Genomic DNA, 15,038 nt, shown 5'->3' with positions numbered 1-15,038 from the left:
CGAAGGTAGATCCCACCACTGACAATCGGTCCGGCGAGCACGCTCGCCGGCACGTTCCCGCAGGTCAGATCGTGTTGTCAGTGGCGTGGTGCAACGTGGGTGTCAGATCCGAACCGGCCGAGCTGGAGGGGGCTCTCAGCCATGTCTGTGTCCGTGGACGCGATGTCCGTCGAAGCATCCGCATCACCTGAGAACGAGCCGACCGAGGAGTTGCGTCCGCACGCCGAGGACGCCTTCGCCGCCGAACTCGCCGCGCTGGCAGCCCAGGACGACCGCCCGCGCCCGGCCCGCTGGAAGCTGTCCCCGTGGGCGGTGGCGACGTACCTGCTCGGCGGCACGCTTCCCGACGGCATGGTGATCACACCGAAGTATGTGGGTCCGCGCCGCCTCGTCGAGGTCGCCGTCACCACACTCGCCACCGACCGCGCCCTGCTTCTGCTCGGCGTGCCCGGCACCGCGAAGACCTGGGTGTCCGAGCACCTGGCCGCGGCGGTCAGCGGCGACTCGACCCTGCTGGTGCAGGGCACGGCCGGCACACCGGAGGAGGCGATCCGGTACGGCTGGAACTACGCGCAGCTGCTCGCCAACGGCCCCAGCCGTGACGCGCTGGTGCCCAGCCCGGTGATGCGGGCCATGGCGGAGGGGATGACGGCGCGGGTGGAGGAGCTGACGCGCATCCCCGCCGACGTGCAGGACACGCTCATCACGATCCTCTCCGAGAAGACGCTGCCGATACCGGAGTTGGGACAGGAGGTGCAGGCCGTCCGCGGCTTCAACCTCATCGCCACGGCCAACGACCGGGACCGCGGGGTCAACGACCTCTCCAGCGCCCTGCGCCGCCGTTTCAACACGGTCGTGCTGCCGTTGCCGGACAGCGTCGAGGCCGAGGTCGACATCGTCTCGCGGCGCGTCGACCAGATCGGCCGCTCCCTCGACCTGCCGGCCGTGCCCGAGGGGGTCGACGAGATCCGCCGGGTGGTGACCGTCTTCCGCGAACTGCGTGACGGGATCACGTCCGACGGCCGTACGAAGGTCAAGTCGCCCAGCGGCACGCTGTCGACGGCGGAGGCGATCTCCGTCGTCACCAACGGGCTTGCCCTCGCCGCCCACTTCGGCGACGGAGTACTCCGGGCCGGCGACGTCGCCGCGGGCATCCTCGGCGCCGTGGTCCGCGATCCGGCGGCCGACCGTGTCATCTGGCAGGAGTACCTGGAGGCGGTCGTCCGGGAACGCGACGACTGGAAGGACTTCTACCGCGCCTGTCGGGAGGTGAGCGCGTGAGCGGGGACGACCTGGGGTGGGGCCGCCCCGGCGGAGGCCAGGGGGCGGGCGGCTCCGGGGGATCGGGAGGCTCGGGCGGGAGCCAGGGGCGGGTGGCCCGCTGTTTATGGCGTGCGGGGGCGTCGGGGGGGGGGGGCGGGGGGCCAGGACCAGGGCCTGGTGGCCGGTGATCGGTGATCGGTGATCGGTGACCGGTGGTTCCGGAGGGGAGGGGGACAGTGTGACAGAACGTGAGAGGGACGGGAGTGGGGCGGCCGTGAGCGACGGCAGTGAGCGGGCCGCAGGCGATGGGAGCGGGGCAGTCGCGGGTGAGGGGGGCGGGGCAGCCGTTGACAGGGAGCCGCTGCTGCTCGGCGTACGGCATCACGGACCCGGTTCCGCGCGGGCCGTGCGGGCGGCGCTGGAGGCGGCCGGGCCGCGGGTCGTCCTGATCGAGGGCCCGCCCGAGGCCGACGCCCTGATCCCGCTGGCCGCCGAGGAGGACATGCGGCCACCGGTCGCTCTCCTCGCCCACGCCGTCGACGAGCCGGGACGCTCGGCGTTCTGGCCGCTCGCCGAGTTCTCCCCGGAGTGGGTGGCGATCCGCTGGGCCCTGGAGCACGACATCCCGGCGAGGTTCATCGACTTGCCGGCGACGCACTCGTTGGCGTGGAAGGAGGGTCGGGCCGACGAGGCAGTGGGGGAGACAGCCGACCCTCCCGACTCCGGAACGGCCCCAGACTCCGGAACGGCTCCCGATTCCGGAACGGCTCCCCACTCCCGTACGGAAGCGGGTGATGGCGCCCCCGATCCGGTCGCCCACACCGACCTCCGGATCGACCCCCTCGCCGTGCTGGCCGAAACCGCCGGTTACGACGACCCCGAGCGGTGGTGGGAGGACGTCGTCGAGCACCGGGGGGCCGGAGCCGGGGACGTGTTCGCGCCGTTCGTCGTGGTCGAGGAGGCCATGGGCGCGCTGCGGGAGGTGTACGGGAGCGGGGGGCATGAGCGGGATCTCGTGCGGGAGGCGTATATGCGGCTCCAAGTGCGGGCGGCTCAGCGGGAGTTCGGGGGCGGGGTGGCCGTGGTGTGCGGGGCGTGGCATGTGCCCGCGCTGCGGGAGAGGACGGCCGTCGCCGCCGACCGGGCACTGTTGAAGGGGCTGCCCAAGGTCAAGGCGGACATGACGTGGGTGCCGTGGACGTATCGGCGGCTGGCCCGGGTCAGTGGATACGGGGCCGGTATCGACTCGCCGGGTTGGTACGGGCATCTGTTCGGTGCGGCGGACCGTCCGGTGGAGCGGTGGATGACCAGGGTGGCGGGGCTGCTGCGGGAGGAGGACCGGATTGTCTCGTCGGCCCATGTCATCGAGGCGGTGCGGCTCGCGCAGACGCTCGCGGCGATGCGCGGCCGCCCGCTGGCGGGGTTGAGCGAGACGACCGACGCGGTGCGGGCGGTGATGTGCGAGGGCTCGGACGTGCCGTTGTCGCTGGTGCACGATCGGCTGGTCGTGGGGGACGTGCTGGGGGAGGTGCCGCGGTCGGCGCCCGCGGTGCCGTTGCAGCGGGATCTCGACCGGACGCAGCGTCGGCTGCGGCTCAAGCCGGAGGCGCTGGAGCGGGAGTTGGAGCTCGACCTGCGCAAGGAGACCGACGCGGGGCGCAGCAGGCTGCTGCACCGGCTGCGGCTGCTCGGCGTCGGGTGGGGCGAGCCGGTGGTGTCGCGGGGGAGTACGGGGACGTTCCGGGAGACGTGGCGGCTGCGGTGGGAGCCCGAGCTGTCCGTGCGGGTCGCGGAGGCCGGCGTGTGGGGGACGACCGTGCTCGCCGCGGCGACCGCCAGGGCGCAGGCGGACGCCGTCACCGCGCAGAGCCTCGCCGATGTCACCGCACTCGCCGAGCGCTGCCTCCTGGCCGAACTGCCGGAAGCGCTCCCGGTGGTGATGCAGGTCCTCGCCGACCGCGCCGCGCTCGACGCGGACGTCGGCCATCTTGCCCAGGCTCTGCCCGCCCTGGTCCGCTCCCTGCGCTACGGCGATGTGCGCGGCACGGACACCCACGCCCTGACAGAGGTCGCCGCGGGCCTCGCGGAACGGGTCTTCGTCGGTCTCCCCCCGGCTTGCGCCGCGCTCGACGCGGACGCGGCCGAGGAGATGCGGCGGCATGTGGACGCGGTGCACGGGGCGGTCGGGCTGCTGGGGGATGTGCTGGCGGCGGCGGGGACACCCGACGACAGTGCGCCCGCACCTGCCGCCGTGCCGCCCGTGGACAACCCCCTGCGCGGAGCCCCCGACTCACCCCACCGCGACCTCCGCCCCCGCTGGCGGTCCGTGCTGCGAGTGCTCTCGGGCCGGGACACCGTCCCCGGAGTCATCCGGGGACGGGCCGTGCGGTTGCTGCTGGACGACGGGGAGTTGGGGCAGGACGAGGCGGCCCGGCTCATGGGGCTCGTGCTGTCGCCGGGGACGCCGCCGGCGGACGCGGCCGCGTGGATCGAGGGATTCGTCGGCGGCGGTGCCGGGGGCGGAATGCTGCTCGTGCACGACGAGCGGTTGCTCGGGCTGGTCGACGCCTGGCTGACCGGGGTGCCGGCGGAGGCGTTCACGGATGTGCTGCCGCTGCTGCGGCGGACCTTCTCGGCGTACGAGCCGGGGGTGCGGCGGACGCTCGGCGAGCTGGTCCGGCGGGGGCCGGGCGAGCGGGGGAGAGTGGCGGGCGGCGGCGCCGGCATACCCGGTTTCGCGGCTGATCTCGATACGGCGCGTGCGGACGCGGTGCTGCCGGTGGTGCGGCTGCTGCTGGGGCTGGACAGTGACCTCGTGGGCGCCGACGGCAACGACCTTGTGGGGGTGGGGCGATGACGACCGATGTGGTGGACCCGGCGCAGGAGCGGCTGCGGCGTTGGCGGCTGGTGCTCGGGGGCGATGCCGCCGACGGGACCGGGTGTGCGCTCGGTGGACGGGATGCCGCGATGGACGGGGCGCTCGCCGCGCTGTACGGGAAGGGGGACAGGCAGGGGCAGCCGGGGCGGGAGCGTTCCGCGGGGCTGGGCGCTTCGGCGCCGTCCGTGGCGCGGTGGCTCGGGGACATCCGGACGTACTTCCCGTCCTCCGTCGTGCAGGTGATGCAGCGTGACGCGATCGAGCGGCTCGGTCTCGCCACCCTGCTGCTCGAGCCGGAGATGCTGGAGGCGGTGGAGGCCGATGTACATCTCGTCGGCACGTTGCTCTCGCTCAACAAGGCGATGCCGGAGACGACGAAGGAGACGGCACGGGCCGTGGTCCGCAAGGTCGTCGAGGATCTCGAGAAGAGGCTCGCCACGCGTACTCGGGCGACCCTGACCGGCGCCCTCGACCGCAGCGCCCGTGTCAGCCGGCCCCGCCACCACGACATCGACTGGAACCGCACGATCGCGGCCAATCTCAAGCACTACCTGCCGGAGTACCGGACGATCGTGCCGGAGCGGCTCATCGGGTACGGGCGGGCGTCGCAGTCGGTGAAGAAGGAGGTCATCCTCTGTATCGACCAGTCGGGGTCGATGGCGGCGTCGGTCGTCTACGCATCCGTGTTCGGGGCGGTGCTCGCCTCCATGCGGTCCATCAACACCCGGCTCGTGGTCTTCGACACCGCGGTGGTCGACCTCACCGACCAGCTCGACGATCCGGTCGACGTCCTGTTCGGCACCCAGCTCGGCGGCGGCACGGACATCAACCGGGCACTGGCGTACTGCCAGTCGCAGATCACCCGGCCCGCCGAGACGGTGGTCGTACTGATCAGCGACCTGTACGAGGGCGGCATACGGAACGAGATGCTGAAGCGGGTGGCGGCGATGAAGGCGTCGGGGGTGCAGTTCGTGACGCTGCTCGCGCTGTCCGACGAAGGGGCCCCCGCGTACGACAGGGAGCACGCGGCCGCGCTCGCCGCGCTGGGCGCACCGGCCTTCGCCTGCACCCCCGACCTGTTCCCGGAGGTGATGGCGGCGGCGATCGAGAAGCGGCCGATCCCCATCCCGGACACGGCATGACGGGGAACGGGCCGGGGTCGGAAGGGAGAGGAACGACGGCGAACCGGTGGTGATTTGTCGACCCAGCGACATCCGAATTGAGCCAGCAAAACGGACATGAGTCGCATCGGTAACGGGGGGCTTGCGTAACCTCCGCACTGCCGTGCGAGTATCGGTGCCTCGTCAGCGGTGCGTCGCGCACCGCTCGTCCGTACCGCGTCGCACCGACTTCGTTGCTCGTCACGCGTGATTCGTTCCGCCGCACGGGAGGACCACCCTCTTGACCTGGCCGGCCACACTGCCCGGTGCCGCTCTGCGCAGCCTGCGCACGGCGGCCGGGCGGCGCGCGCTGCAAGTGGCGCTGCTGGTGGGCGGGTTGTTCGCGCTCGGGTTCCTCTGCGGGGGACAGGCGAACGCGGCGGAGGGCATACCGACGACGACGGCGACATCCGGGGCCGTTCCGGCGGATCCGGTGGACGGCGTCCGGTCGTTGGCGAGCGGCGCGGTGGGGCGGTTGGCGAAGCCGCAGGCCGAACCCGAGGTCCATCACACGGCACCTCAGACGGACGTCCTCCCGCCGTCGGTCGACGACAAGGTCCTCCGCCCGGTGACCGAGCATGTCGTCGGTGTCGTGGACGGCAAGGTCCTTCAGCCGGTCGGCGACCTGGTGGACACGGTGACCGGGCAACTGGCGGAGGCGCAGGCGCAGATGCCGCCGCTGCCGAGCCTGCCGCCCCTGCCCGTGACCGAGCAGCCCGGCCTTCCGGAGCTGCCGGACCTGCCCGCGCTCCCGGGCCAGACGCTCCCGGACCGGGCACCGCCGGCGACGACACCCCAGCCGAAGTCCCCGGTGGCCGACTCGCCCCAGGGCGACGCCTTCGGAGGGCGCTCCGGCAAGACAGCGGCCACGGCCGTCTTCTACGGTCCGCCGTCCGTCGCCGGTTCGCCCACGACGGGTGCGACGGCGAAGACCGACGGGCACCGTGCCGTCCAGGGCGCCCACGCCCCCGTACCGCAGACGCCCGGCGATGACCAGAGTGGTGCGCTTGGCAACCGGCCGACGGCGGACAGTGGTTCGTCGCGGCACGGGGACGCGCACGCCGTGTCCCTGAACCACCGGGCAGCGGTGCGGCTCGTGGCCGGTGCCGCTGTGCGTGCCGACGCGTTCGAGACCCGGGACCGGCACCGGGACATTCCGGTTTCTCCGGCATAGGGCAGGACCCCCCGCCGTAGACCTGCCGCGCGGGGGCGGAACAGGTCTGCCCGTAGTCCGGACCTCCTTTGGAACACCGGACGGAAACCGTCGAAGCCGCATCCGACATCGCAGAACCCCGCCCCCCGGGGCATCGCGGTCGGAACCGGCACCGGAAGTGTCCCCAGCCATCCGAAGCACCGGAGTTCCGCCACGGACCTCCTCCTGAAAGCCCGCCGGACCCGGTTCCGCGGCTCGCCCGGACCCCTCGTCCCCGAGCGCGGCCGGACGTCGTCCCCACTCGCGGCGCTCAGGAGCCCGTCCGTCCCAGGCCTCCCGGGAGCTTCGGACCTCCCAGGATCTAAGGATCTGACGCACGTATGAACAAGAACATCCGCCGCTCCATCGTCATAGCCGCCGGCGTCACCGGCGCGTGGGCGCTCGGCTCCTCCGTGGCCAGCGCCGACGAACTGCCCGCCTCCTCGCTGTCCGTGTCCGACACGACGACCGACGTCACGGACGCCCTGACCGGCACGGTCGACGGCGCCGTCACCGAGGTGCAGGAGACCGTCTCCGGCGTGACCTCGACGGTCGAGAACACCGCCGCGACGACCACACCCCAGGCGACCGACACGGTCTCCCACACGGCAGGCACCGCCACCGCCACCACCGACCAGGCCCGCCGGTACGTGGACGCGAAGGTCACCGTCCCGCAGACCACCGCGACCTCGGACAAGGCCTCGAAGATCAAGGGTGCCGCGGCCATCCAGGGTGCCAAGGCCGCCCGTGCCGCGCAGGCGAAGGCCAAGGCCACAGCAGACGAGACCGTCACCACCGCCCGGGCCACCGTCTCCGACGCGACCGCCCCGCGGGACGAGGTCGACTACCTCTTCGGCCCCCTCGCCGCTTTCGCCCCTGAGCTCGAGCGGGCCCTCGCCGGAGCCCAGACCAGGCTCCAGGGTGTCCAGTCGGCGGCCCGTACCCAGGCCCAGGGCGTCGACGGCGTCGTACGGACCAAGGTGCGGCAGACCGTCGCGGGCGCGGGCCGCACCGCCACCGGCGTGAGCGGCGCCGCGCAGGCCACGGTCACCGGGGCCGAGGGCCGCGCCACCGACGCGCTCGCCGTCGCCCGGGGCGAGGCCGGAACCGTGACGACGGCCGCCGGGGCCACCGTCTCCTCCGTCCCGAGCCACATCACGGGCACCGTGGGCGGGGTCCGGCATCAGGCGGTCGGGACGGTGGCCGCCGTTCCCGGCACCGTCGCCCCGGTCGTCGACGAGACGGTCGCGGCGGCCGTGCCCCCGCTGGCCACCGCCGCCGTGGACGGAGTGGTCCCGGTCGCCGGTCAGACGGTCGCCGGTGTCGTCCCGACCGCCGAGCACGCCGTCGCCGGGGTCGTCCCGGTCGCCACCGGCACGCTGGAGGGGGTGAGCCCGGTCGCCCACGGCGTGGTCAACGGCGTCACCCCGGTCGTCGTCCACACGGTCGGCGAGGTCGCCCCGGTCGTCGGCGGCACGGTCGCCGGTGTCGCGCGGACCGCCCGCCACACCGTCGATGCCGCGACCGCACTCGCCCACGGCGTCGTGGCCGACGTCCAGCCGGTCGCCGCCGGCGCCGTCCAGGGCGTGGGGCAGACCGCCGGGACCGCCGTCCACGGCGTCCAGCCCGTGGCCACCGCCACCGTCGGCGACGTCCACCACCTCACCGGCGACGCCGTTCACGGCGTCGCGCCCGTCGCCACCGGCGCGGTCGCCGACCTCCATCCCGTCGTGGACGGCGTCGTCACCGGCGCGGTCGCCGACCTCCATCCCGTCGTGGACGGCGTCGTCACCGGCGTACCCGCCTACGCCACCGGTCTCGTCGGTCAGGTCGCCGTCGATGCCACCGGTGCCGTGCTGCCACCGGTCGCGAATGCCGCCGTGCACGGCGTGGTCCCGGTCGCGGGGCAGGCCGTCGCGGACGTGGACGGGCTGGCGTACGGCGTGGTCGGCGACGTCCGGCCCGTCGTGGGCGGCGTCGCGCCGCTCGCGTACGGCGTGGCCGGGCACACCGCCGATCTGGCGTACGGCGTGACCGCGGAGGCCCAGTCCTTCGCGCACGGGGTCGCGCGGCCCGTCGTCGGCCTCGTCCAGCCCGTCGTGCAGGGCGTCACGGGCAGCGCGGGGAACCTCGCGTACGGCGTCACGGGTGACGTCGCCCCCTTCGCGTACGGCGTCGTCGGTGACGTGGCGCCCGTCGTCGGCGGTGCCGCACCCGTCATCGGTCACACGGTCGACGGCGTGACCCCGCCGGCCGCGAACGCCGTCGCCGGTGTCCAGGGCGTCGCCGAGTCGATCACGCCGGGATACGCGCAGCAGCACGGCATCACGTACAACGCCTGACCGTCCCCCCACCACCGCCGCCCAGCGCGGCGGACCGACCGACTCCGTGAGGGTGCGGGACCCGGACGGCCGAAAGCCGTCGGTCTGTCCGGCCGACACCTCACGGGCGGGGCGGAGCGGTCCCCATTGGGGTGGGGATCGACTGCCCCGTGCCCCTCAGGGGCTGCTCAGAGGGCCTCACCGGGTCAACCCCAGCCCGGTGAGGCCCTTCCCCATGACCCCCTCGACCCCTCACATCTGGCACAGCGTGCCAGTGAGGGCGGCATCATGTGACAGGTATCACCGCTCAGGTGTGACCCTCGATTTAGGGGCCCCCCGCAAGCAGCGATAACCTGCGAGACGGACATGCCGCGCGCTCGGACACCGTGTGCGCCTCCCTTGTGACAGACACGGTCGGACGTCACGTTGCCCTCGCGGCACGCCCACGCAGACAACGAACCGCGAGATCACTGATAGGGACGGAAGCGCGTGGACCTGTTCGAGTACCAGGCGAGGGACCTCTTCGCCAAGCACGATGTACCGGTGCTGGCCGGTGAAGTCATCGACACGCCTGAGGCGGCCCGCGCAGCCACCGAGCGTCTCGGTGGCAAGTCCGTCGTCAAGGCCCAGGTGAAGGTCGGTGGCCGCGGCAAGGCCGGCGGCGTGAAGCTGGCCTCGACCACCGACGAGGCGGTCGAGCACGCGACCAACATCCTCGGCATGGACATCAAGGGCCACACGGTCCACAAGGTGATGATCGCCGAGACGGCCCCGGAGATCCTGGAGGAGTACTACGTCTCCTTCCTCCTGGACCGCGCCAACCGCACCTTCCTCTCCATCGCGTCCGTCGAGGGCGGCATGGAGATCGAGGAGGTGGCGGAGACCCGCCCCGAGGCCGTCGCCAAGACGCCGATCGACGCCAACGTGGGTGTGACCCCCGAGGTCGCCCGCCAGATCGTCGAGGCCGCGAACTTCCCGGCCGAGGTCGCCGACAAGGTCGAGAACGTCCTTGTCACCCTGTGGAAGACCTTCATCGAGGAGGACGCCCTCCTCGTCGAGGTCAACCCGCTGGCCAAGGTCGCCTCCGGTGACGTCATCGCCCTGGACGGCAAGGTCTCCCTCGACGAGAACGCCGAGTTCCGTCAGCCGGGACACGAGGCTCTCCAGGACAAGGACGCGGCCAACCCGCTCGAGGCCGCCGCCAAGGAGAAGAACCTCAACTACGTCAAGCTCGACGGCGAGGTCGGCATCATCGGCAACGGCGCGGGTCTCGTCATGAGCACCCTGGACGTCGTCGCGTACGCCGGTGAGAACCACGGCGGCGTGAAGCCGGCCAACTTCCTCGACATCGGCGGTGGCGCCTCCGCCGCCGTCATGGCGAACGGCCTGGAGATCATCCTCGGCGACCCGGACGTCAAGTCCGTGTTCGTCAACGTCTTCGGTGGCATCACCGCCTGTGACGAGGTCGCCAACGGCATCGTCCAGGCGCTGCAGCTGCTCGCCGACAAGGGCGAGGAAGTCACCAAGCCGCTGGTCGTCCGACTGGACGGCAACAACGCCGAGCTGGGTCGCAAGATCCTCTCCGACGCCAACCACCCGCTGGTCCAGCGCGTGGACACCATGGACGGCGCGGCCGACAAGGCCGCCGAGCTCGCGGCTGCGAAGTAAGGACGAGGGAAAACAGCCATGGCTATCTTCCTCAACAAGGACAGCAAGGTCATCGTCCAGGGCATGACCGGTGCCACGGGCATGAAGCACACCAAGCTCATGCTGGCCGACGGCACGAACATCGTCGGTGGCGTGAACCCCCGCAAGGCGGGCACGTCGGTCGACATCGACGGCAACGAGATCCCGGTCTTCGGCACGGTCGCCGAGGCGATCGAGAAGACGGGCGCGAACGTATCCGTCCTCTTCGTACCGCCGGCCTTCGCCAAGGCCGCCGTGGTCGAGGCGATCGACGCCGAGATCCCGCTCGCGGTCGTCATCACCGAGGGCATCGCGGTCCACGACTCGGCCGCGTTCTACGCGTACGCCGTGTCGCAGGGCAACAAGACCCGGATCATCGGCCCGAACTGCCCCGGTCTCATCACGCCGGGCCAGTCGAACGCCGGCATCATCCCGGGCGACATCACCAAGCCGGGCCGCATCGGTCTGGTCTCGAAGTCCGGCACGCTGACGTACCAGATGATGTACGAGCTGCGTGACATCGGCTTCTCCTCCGCCGTCGGCATCGGTGGCGACCCGATCATCGGTACGACCCACATCGACGCGCTCGCCGCGTTCGAGGCCGACCCCGACACCGACCTGATCGTCATGATCGGTGAGATCGGTGGCGACGCCGAGGAGCGTGCGGCCGCGTTCATCGCGGAGAACGTGAAGAAGCCGGTCGTCGGCTACGTCGCGGGCTTCACCGCGCCCGAGGGCAAGACCATGGGCCACGCCGGCGCCATCGTCTCCGGCTCCTCCGGCACGGCCGCCGCGAAGAAGGAGGCCCTTGAGGCCGCGGGCGTCAAGGTCGGCAAGACGCCGACCGAGACGGCGAAGCTGGCGCGGGAGATCCTCGCCGGCTGAGCAGGTACCCAGCTGAACGTCTGATGGGCTCGCTCCGAGGGTTGGAGCGGGCCCATCGACGCGTAACGGGGTGCCGGGGCGGGTTGTGCGGCGGCTGCGGGTGCGATGTGGCTGGTCGCGCGGTTCCCCGCGCCCCTTGAAGGCAGGCCGGCTCGAACCCGCCCATCTTTTAGGGGCGCGGGGAACTGCGCGACCAGCCCCCACCGGCCCGCGGTCAACGACTGAGCGGGAACAGTCTCTCCGGCCCACTCGTCATCCCGCCCCGCAGCTTCTCCCGCAACTCCACCTCCGCCTCCGACAACGCGCCCTGCGCGACCCGCGGCGGCACCCCCTGGATCTCCGCCCCCGGCGCGATCGGCGGCTCGTAGTGCGTCGGAGCGGTCCGTACGGTCAACGCCGTCGTACCGATCAGCGCCACCGTGAACGCGATGGCCGCCCGCGTCCAAAACCGCGCCCTGCGCTCGCTCCCCGTCCGCACCGTGGGCGGCCTCGCGGCCCGCAGACGTTCCGTCGAGGCGAGTTCGGTGAGCCGCCGGTGCAGCTCAGCGGGGTCGGCCAGCGCAGGCAACTTCGTGCCGACCGCCTCGCGCGCGTGCAGCAGCCGGTTCGCCGCCGCCGGCGTGCTCGCCTCGGTCTCCGCCGCGGTCTCGGGCAGGTCGAGGCCCACACCGTCGTACAACAGCAACGTGCGGCGGTACGGCGGTGGGAGCTTGAGGAGTACGTCCATCAGGGCGCGGTCCGACGCGTCGGCGGGCGGTGGCTCCGGGTAGCGGAATCGGGGGCGGAAGCGGTGCCAGGGGGAGAGGGCGTACTCGTACGCCGTGGCCCGTACCCAGCCCGCGGGGTCGCGGTCGACGGCCACCTCGGGCCAGCGCTGCCAGGCGAGTTGAAACGCCCGCTCGACCGATTCGCGGGCGAGCTCACGGCGCCCGGTGAGCAGATAGGACTGCCGTACGAGGGCCGGGGCGCAGAACGCGTACAGCGCGTCGAAGGCCTGAGCGGGGGTCAGGGGGACGGCGGGTTCCTCGGGTTCGGGAGCCGGTGCCTCTTGAGGGACCGTCACCTCGACCTCCGCCAAGGAGTCCAGCAGCTTCGCGTACGCCTCCCGCTTCCGGCCCCGCGGGTTCGTACGGCCGGACTCCCACGCGCGGACCGTCTCGCGGGTGGCCCCCACCCGTTCGGCGACCTGAGCCTGCGTCAAGGACCCGGCCTCGCGCAGGCGTCGGCGTTCCTTGGGCGGGGGGAGCGGGGTCGCAGGGCTCTGTGTCACAGGGCGCCCCTTCGTACGAAAAAGTACATAGTCGTATATTGAGCGACACTTCGGGGGTTCGCCTGTTACGACGAGAAAGCGCGTGTCGTTGGGAGCATGGCGATCGTGATGCAGATGACCGTTCGCCGAGCACCCCAGTCGTCCCTGCTCGCCCGGTTGCGGGACCGATCGCCCGGACTGGCCGCGAGCCTTCTGGCCGGCGTGCTCGCGGCGGGGCTCGGGCTCGGTTCGCTGGCCGTACTGGTGATGGTGCTGTGGATCAGTTCGCCGTATCCGGACAGCGGGCCGGGCGGTGCGCTGCATGTCGCCGCGGCGCTGTGGCTGTTGGCGCACGGGGCGGAACTGGTGCGTACGGACACGCTGTCCGGGGTTCCGGCGCCGGTGGAGGTGACGCCGTTGCTGCTGGTCGTGCTGCCGGTGTGGCTGGTGCATCGGGCGGCGCGGGACGCGGTGGACGACTCCATGGAGGCTTCGGGACGGACGGCGTTCGCGGGGGTGGTCCTCGGCTATCTCGCCGTCGGGACGGGAGCCGCGCTGTACGCGGCGGGCGGTGATCTGCGGCCGGCGTGGGTGTGGGTGGGGGTGTGCGTGCCGGTGGTCGTGATGCTGGCGGCGGGTGCGGGGGTATGGACGGCGTACGGCCGCCCGCGCGAACCGGTGGACGGCGCGCTGCTGTTGCTTCCCGCGGGGGTACGGCGTCTGCTCCTCGGCCCCGAGGCCCGCCGCCGTCTCGGCACGTCGGCGCGGGCCGCGGGCGCGGGGGTGGCGGTGCTGGTGGGCGGTGGTGCGCTGCTCCTGGGAACGTCCCTGGTGTGGCACGGCGACGCGACGCGGCTCTCCTTCCTCCAGCTGACGGAGGGCTGGTCGGGCCGGTTCGCGGTGCTGTTGCTGTGCGTGGCGCTGGTACCGAACGCGGCGGTCTGGTCGGCGTCGTATGCGCTGGGGCCCGGCTTCGTCCTGGGGACGGGGCATGTGGTGGGCCCCCTGTCCTCCGCCCCCGCACCCCTCCTGCCACCGTTCCCGCTGCTGGCGGCGGTGCCGGGGCCTGGGACGGGGACATGGGTGAACTGGGCGGCCGCGGGGGTGCCGGTGGTGGCCGGGGCGACGGTGGGGTGGTTCGTGGGGCGGGCGGGGAGTCGGAGAGTGGATGAGGGAGGGCGGGGTGGGGGTGCCGCCGGAGCGACGGCCGGGGCGTCTGTCGTGGCGCCGGGCAAGGGTGTCGGCGCACAGCCGAAGGGCGCGGACGGGGGAACCTCGGCGAGGGGTGATGGGCAGCTGAAGGGCGCGGACGGCGGAGCCGTGGCGAGGGGTGCCGGGCAGGCGGGCGAGGGGTCGGGGCACGGGCCCGCCACACCCTGGTCACGCGGCCGGACGGCCGGTACCGCCGGGCTCGCGGCCCTCCTGTGCGCGGCCGCCGTCGCGATGCTCGCCGCGCTCGCGGGCGGACCGCTCGGAGTCGCCGCACTCGCCTGGTTCGGTCCGGTGTGGTGGCTGACGGGAGCGGCGGCGCTGGCGTGGACCTCGGTGGTGGCGATCCCCACGGCCCTGGGGCTACGGGCGTGGCGGTGCCGGGCGCGGCGGGTGCGGAAGCCGAAGAGCGGGAAGCCACGGGCGCGCGGGACGGTCACGGACGTACCCGAGCGCGGGCACGCCGGGGCGCGTCCGGGTACGGGCGGGTCGCGGGTGGCAGGGCTGGGACCGCTGTGGACGGAGGCGCGGGAGCCCGGGGCCGGTGGAGCGGGAAGGGAGGCGGCGGCGCGCTCAGCGGAGACCGGTGGGGGACGCGAACCCGGGGCCGGTGGAGCGGGAAGGGAGGCGGCGGCGCGCTCAGCGGAGACCGGCGGGGGACACGAACCCGGGGCCGGTGAGCCCCAGGCGTCCGGAGGCCGGGCGCGCGGCCGGCTCTGGCGGAAGAAGGACGCCGGTCAGGCCGTTCCGAAGTCCTCGGCGGCGGACGGGACCCCGGAGGCCCCCTCGGACGACCGGCCGCCCTCCCCGGGCCACGGGGCCGGCCCATCCGCCGTAAAGCCCTCGCCGCGCCGCTGGTTCTCCCGCGGAAAGCCCGCCGATCAACCGACCCCGACGCCCGCCACGTCCTACGGTCCCGGCGACGACGACCCCACCTTCGAGCCGTACGACTTCCTGCCCGCCGACCCCTACCCGGCCCCGGCGGCCCTCCCCCACCCTCCGGGCGGGGAGACCCCCACCTCGCTTCGCCCGCCCTGGCACGGCGACGCCTCCCGCGAGACCCGCTGGGCGGCGCTCAAGGAGGCGTCGACGCCGCTGGATCCGCCGGAGGCACCATGATCGCGGCGGGACGGCGATCCCGGCGTCCCGCGCAGCCCTTCGGCGCTGGCCGTATGTCGATGTCGCAGGATCTGCC

Annotated in this window: 9 protein-coding genes; 8 read left to right on the top strand and 1 reads right to left on the bottom strand. The window is 73.0% G+C overall.

Features of this window, described 5'->3' with window-relative positions; translation table 11 throughout:
* Positions 1-141: 141 nt before the first annotated feature.
* The 7 genes from TN53_RS28535 to sucD all read left to right on the top strand — a co-directional run bounded on the left by TN53_RS28535 (position 142) and on the right by sucD (position 11,385).
* Positions 142-1,281, top strand: coding sequence for an ATP-binding protein (locus tag TN53_RS28535; RefSeq protein ID WP_046261569.1), 1,140 nt, complete (start codon positions 142-144; stop codon positions 1,279-1,281).
* A 343-nt stretch (positions 1,282-1,624) separates the two neighbouring features.
* Positions 1,625-4,120: a DUF5682 family protein gene (locus tag TN53_RS28530; protein ID WP_046261590.1), complete on the top strand. Its 2,496-nt coding sequence runs from the start codon at positions 1,625-1,627 to the stop codon at positions 4,118-4,120.
* Complete coding sequence (locus TN53_RS28525) at positions 4,117-5,283, top strand: VWA domain-containing protein (RefSeq protein WP_046261568.1); 1,167 nt, start codon at positions 4,117-4,119, stop codon at positions 5,281-5,283. Before TN53_RS28530 ends, TN53_RS28525 begins: the two co-directional genes overlap by 4 nt.
* A 259-nt stretch (positions 5,284-5,542) precedes the next feature.
* The gene (locus TN53_RS28520) at positions 5,543-6,475 is read left to right on the top strand and encodes a hypothetical protein (protein WP_046261567.1); all 933 of its coding nucleotides are present in this window, start codon (positions 5,543-5,545) and stop codon (positions 6,473-6,475) included.
* 359 nt (positions 6,476-6,834) lie between these two features.
* Complete coding sequence (locus TN53_RS28515) at positions 6,835-8,835, top strand: hypothetical protein (protein ID WP_046261566.1); 2,001 nt, start codon at positions 6,835-6,837, stop codon at positions 8,833-8,835.
* Between the two features lie 468 nt (positions 8,836-9,303).
* The gene (sucC, locus tag TN53_RS28510; protein WP_046261565.1) at positions 9,304-10,482 is read left to right on the top strand and encodes an ADP-forming succinate--CoA ligase subunit beta; all 1,179 of its coding nucleotides are present in this window, start codon (positions 9,304-9,306) and stop codon (positions 10,480-10,482) included.
* An 18-nt stretch (positions 10,483-10,500) separates the two neighbouring features.
* On the top strand, positions 10,501-11,385 hold the full coding sequence (gene sucD / locus TN53_RS28505; RefSeq protein ID WP_046261564.1) for a succinate--CoA ligase subunit alpha: 885 nt from the start codon (positions 10,501-10,503) through the stop codon (positions 11,383-11,385).
* A 214-nt stretch (positions 11,386-11,599) separates the two neighbouring features.
* Here the strand turns inward: sucD and TN53_RS28500 are convergent, their stop codons facing one another.
* A complete protein-coding gene (locus tag TN53_RS28500) occupies positions 11,600-12,655 on the bottom strand; it encodes a helix-turn-helix domain-containing protein (protein WP_046261563.1) in 1,056 nt (351 codons plus the stop codon).
* A gap of 105 nt (positions 12,656-12,760) precedes the next feature.
* Here TN53_RS28500 and TN53_RS48515 point away from each other — a divergent pair, with 105 nt between their 5' ends.
* Positions 12,761-14,962 carry a DUF6350 family protein gene (locus TN53_RS48515; RefSeq protein WP_420719133.1) on the top strand — a complete coding sequence of 734 codons (2,202 nt, stop codon included), beginning with the start codon at positions 12,761-12,763 and terminating at the stop codon, positions 14,960-14,962.
* The last annotated feature ends 76 nt before the right edge of the window (positions 14,963-15,038 follow it).

This window comes from Streptomyces sp. WM6386 (assembly GCF_000972385.1).
Lineage (GTDB): Bacteria > Actinomycetota > Actinomycetes > Streptomycetales > Streptomycetaceae > Streptomyces.
This window is presented reverse-complemented; position numbering and strand designations above follow the sequence as displayed.

Bases quoted from the DNA above. Each gene is read 5' to 3' on its own strand.
- TN53_RS28525 (WP_046261568.1), top strand. From the start codon at position 4,117: ATGACGACCGATGTGGTGGACCCGGCGCAGGAGCGGCTGCGGCGTTGG.
- TN53_RS28535 (WP_046261569.1), top strand. From the start codon at position 142: ATGTCTGTGTCCGTGGACGCGATGTCCGTCGAAGCATCCGCATCACCT.
- TN53_RS28515 (WP_046261566.1), top strand. From the start codon at position 6,835: ATGAACAAGAACATCCGCCGCTCCATCGTCATAGCCGCCGGCGTCACC.
- sucD (WP_046261564.1), top strand. From the start codon at position 10,501: ATGGCTATCTTCCTCAACAAGGACAGCAAGGTCATCGTCCAGGGCATG.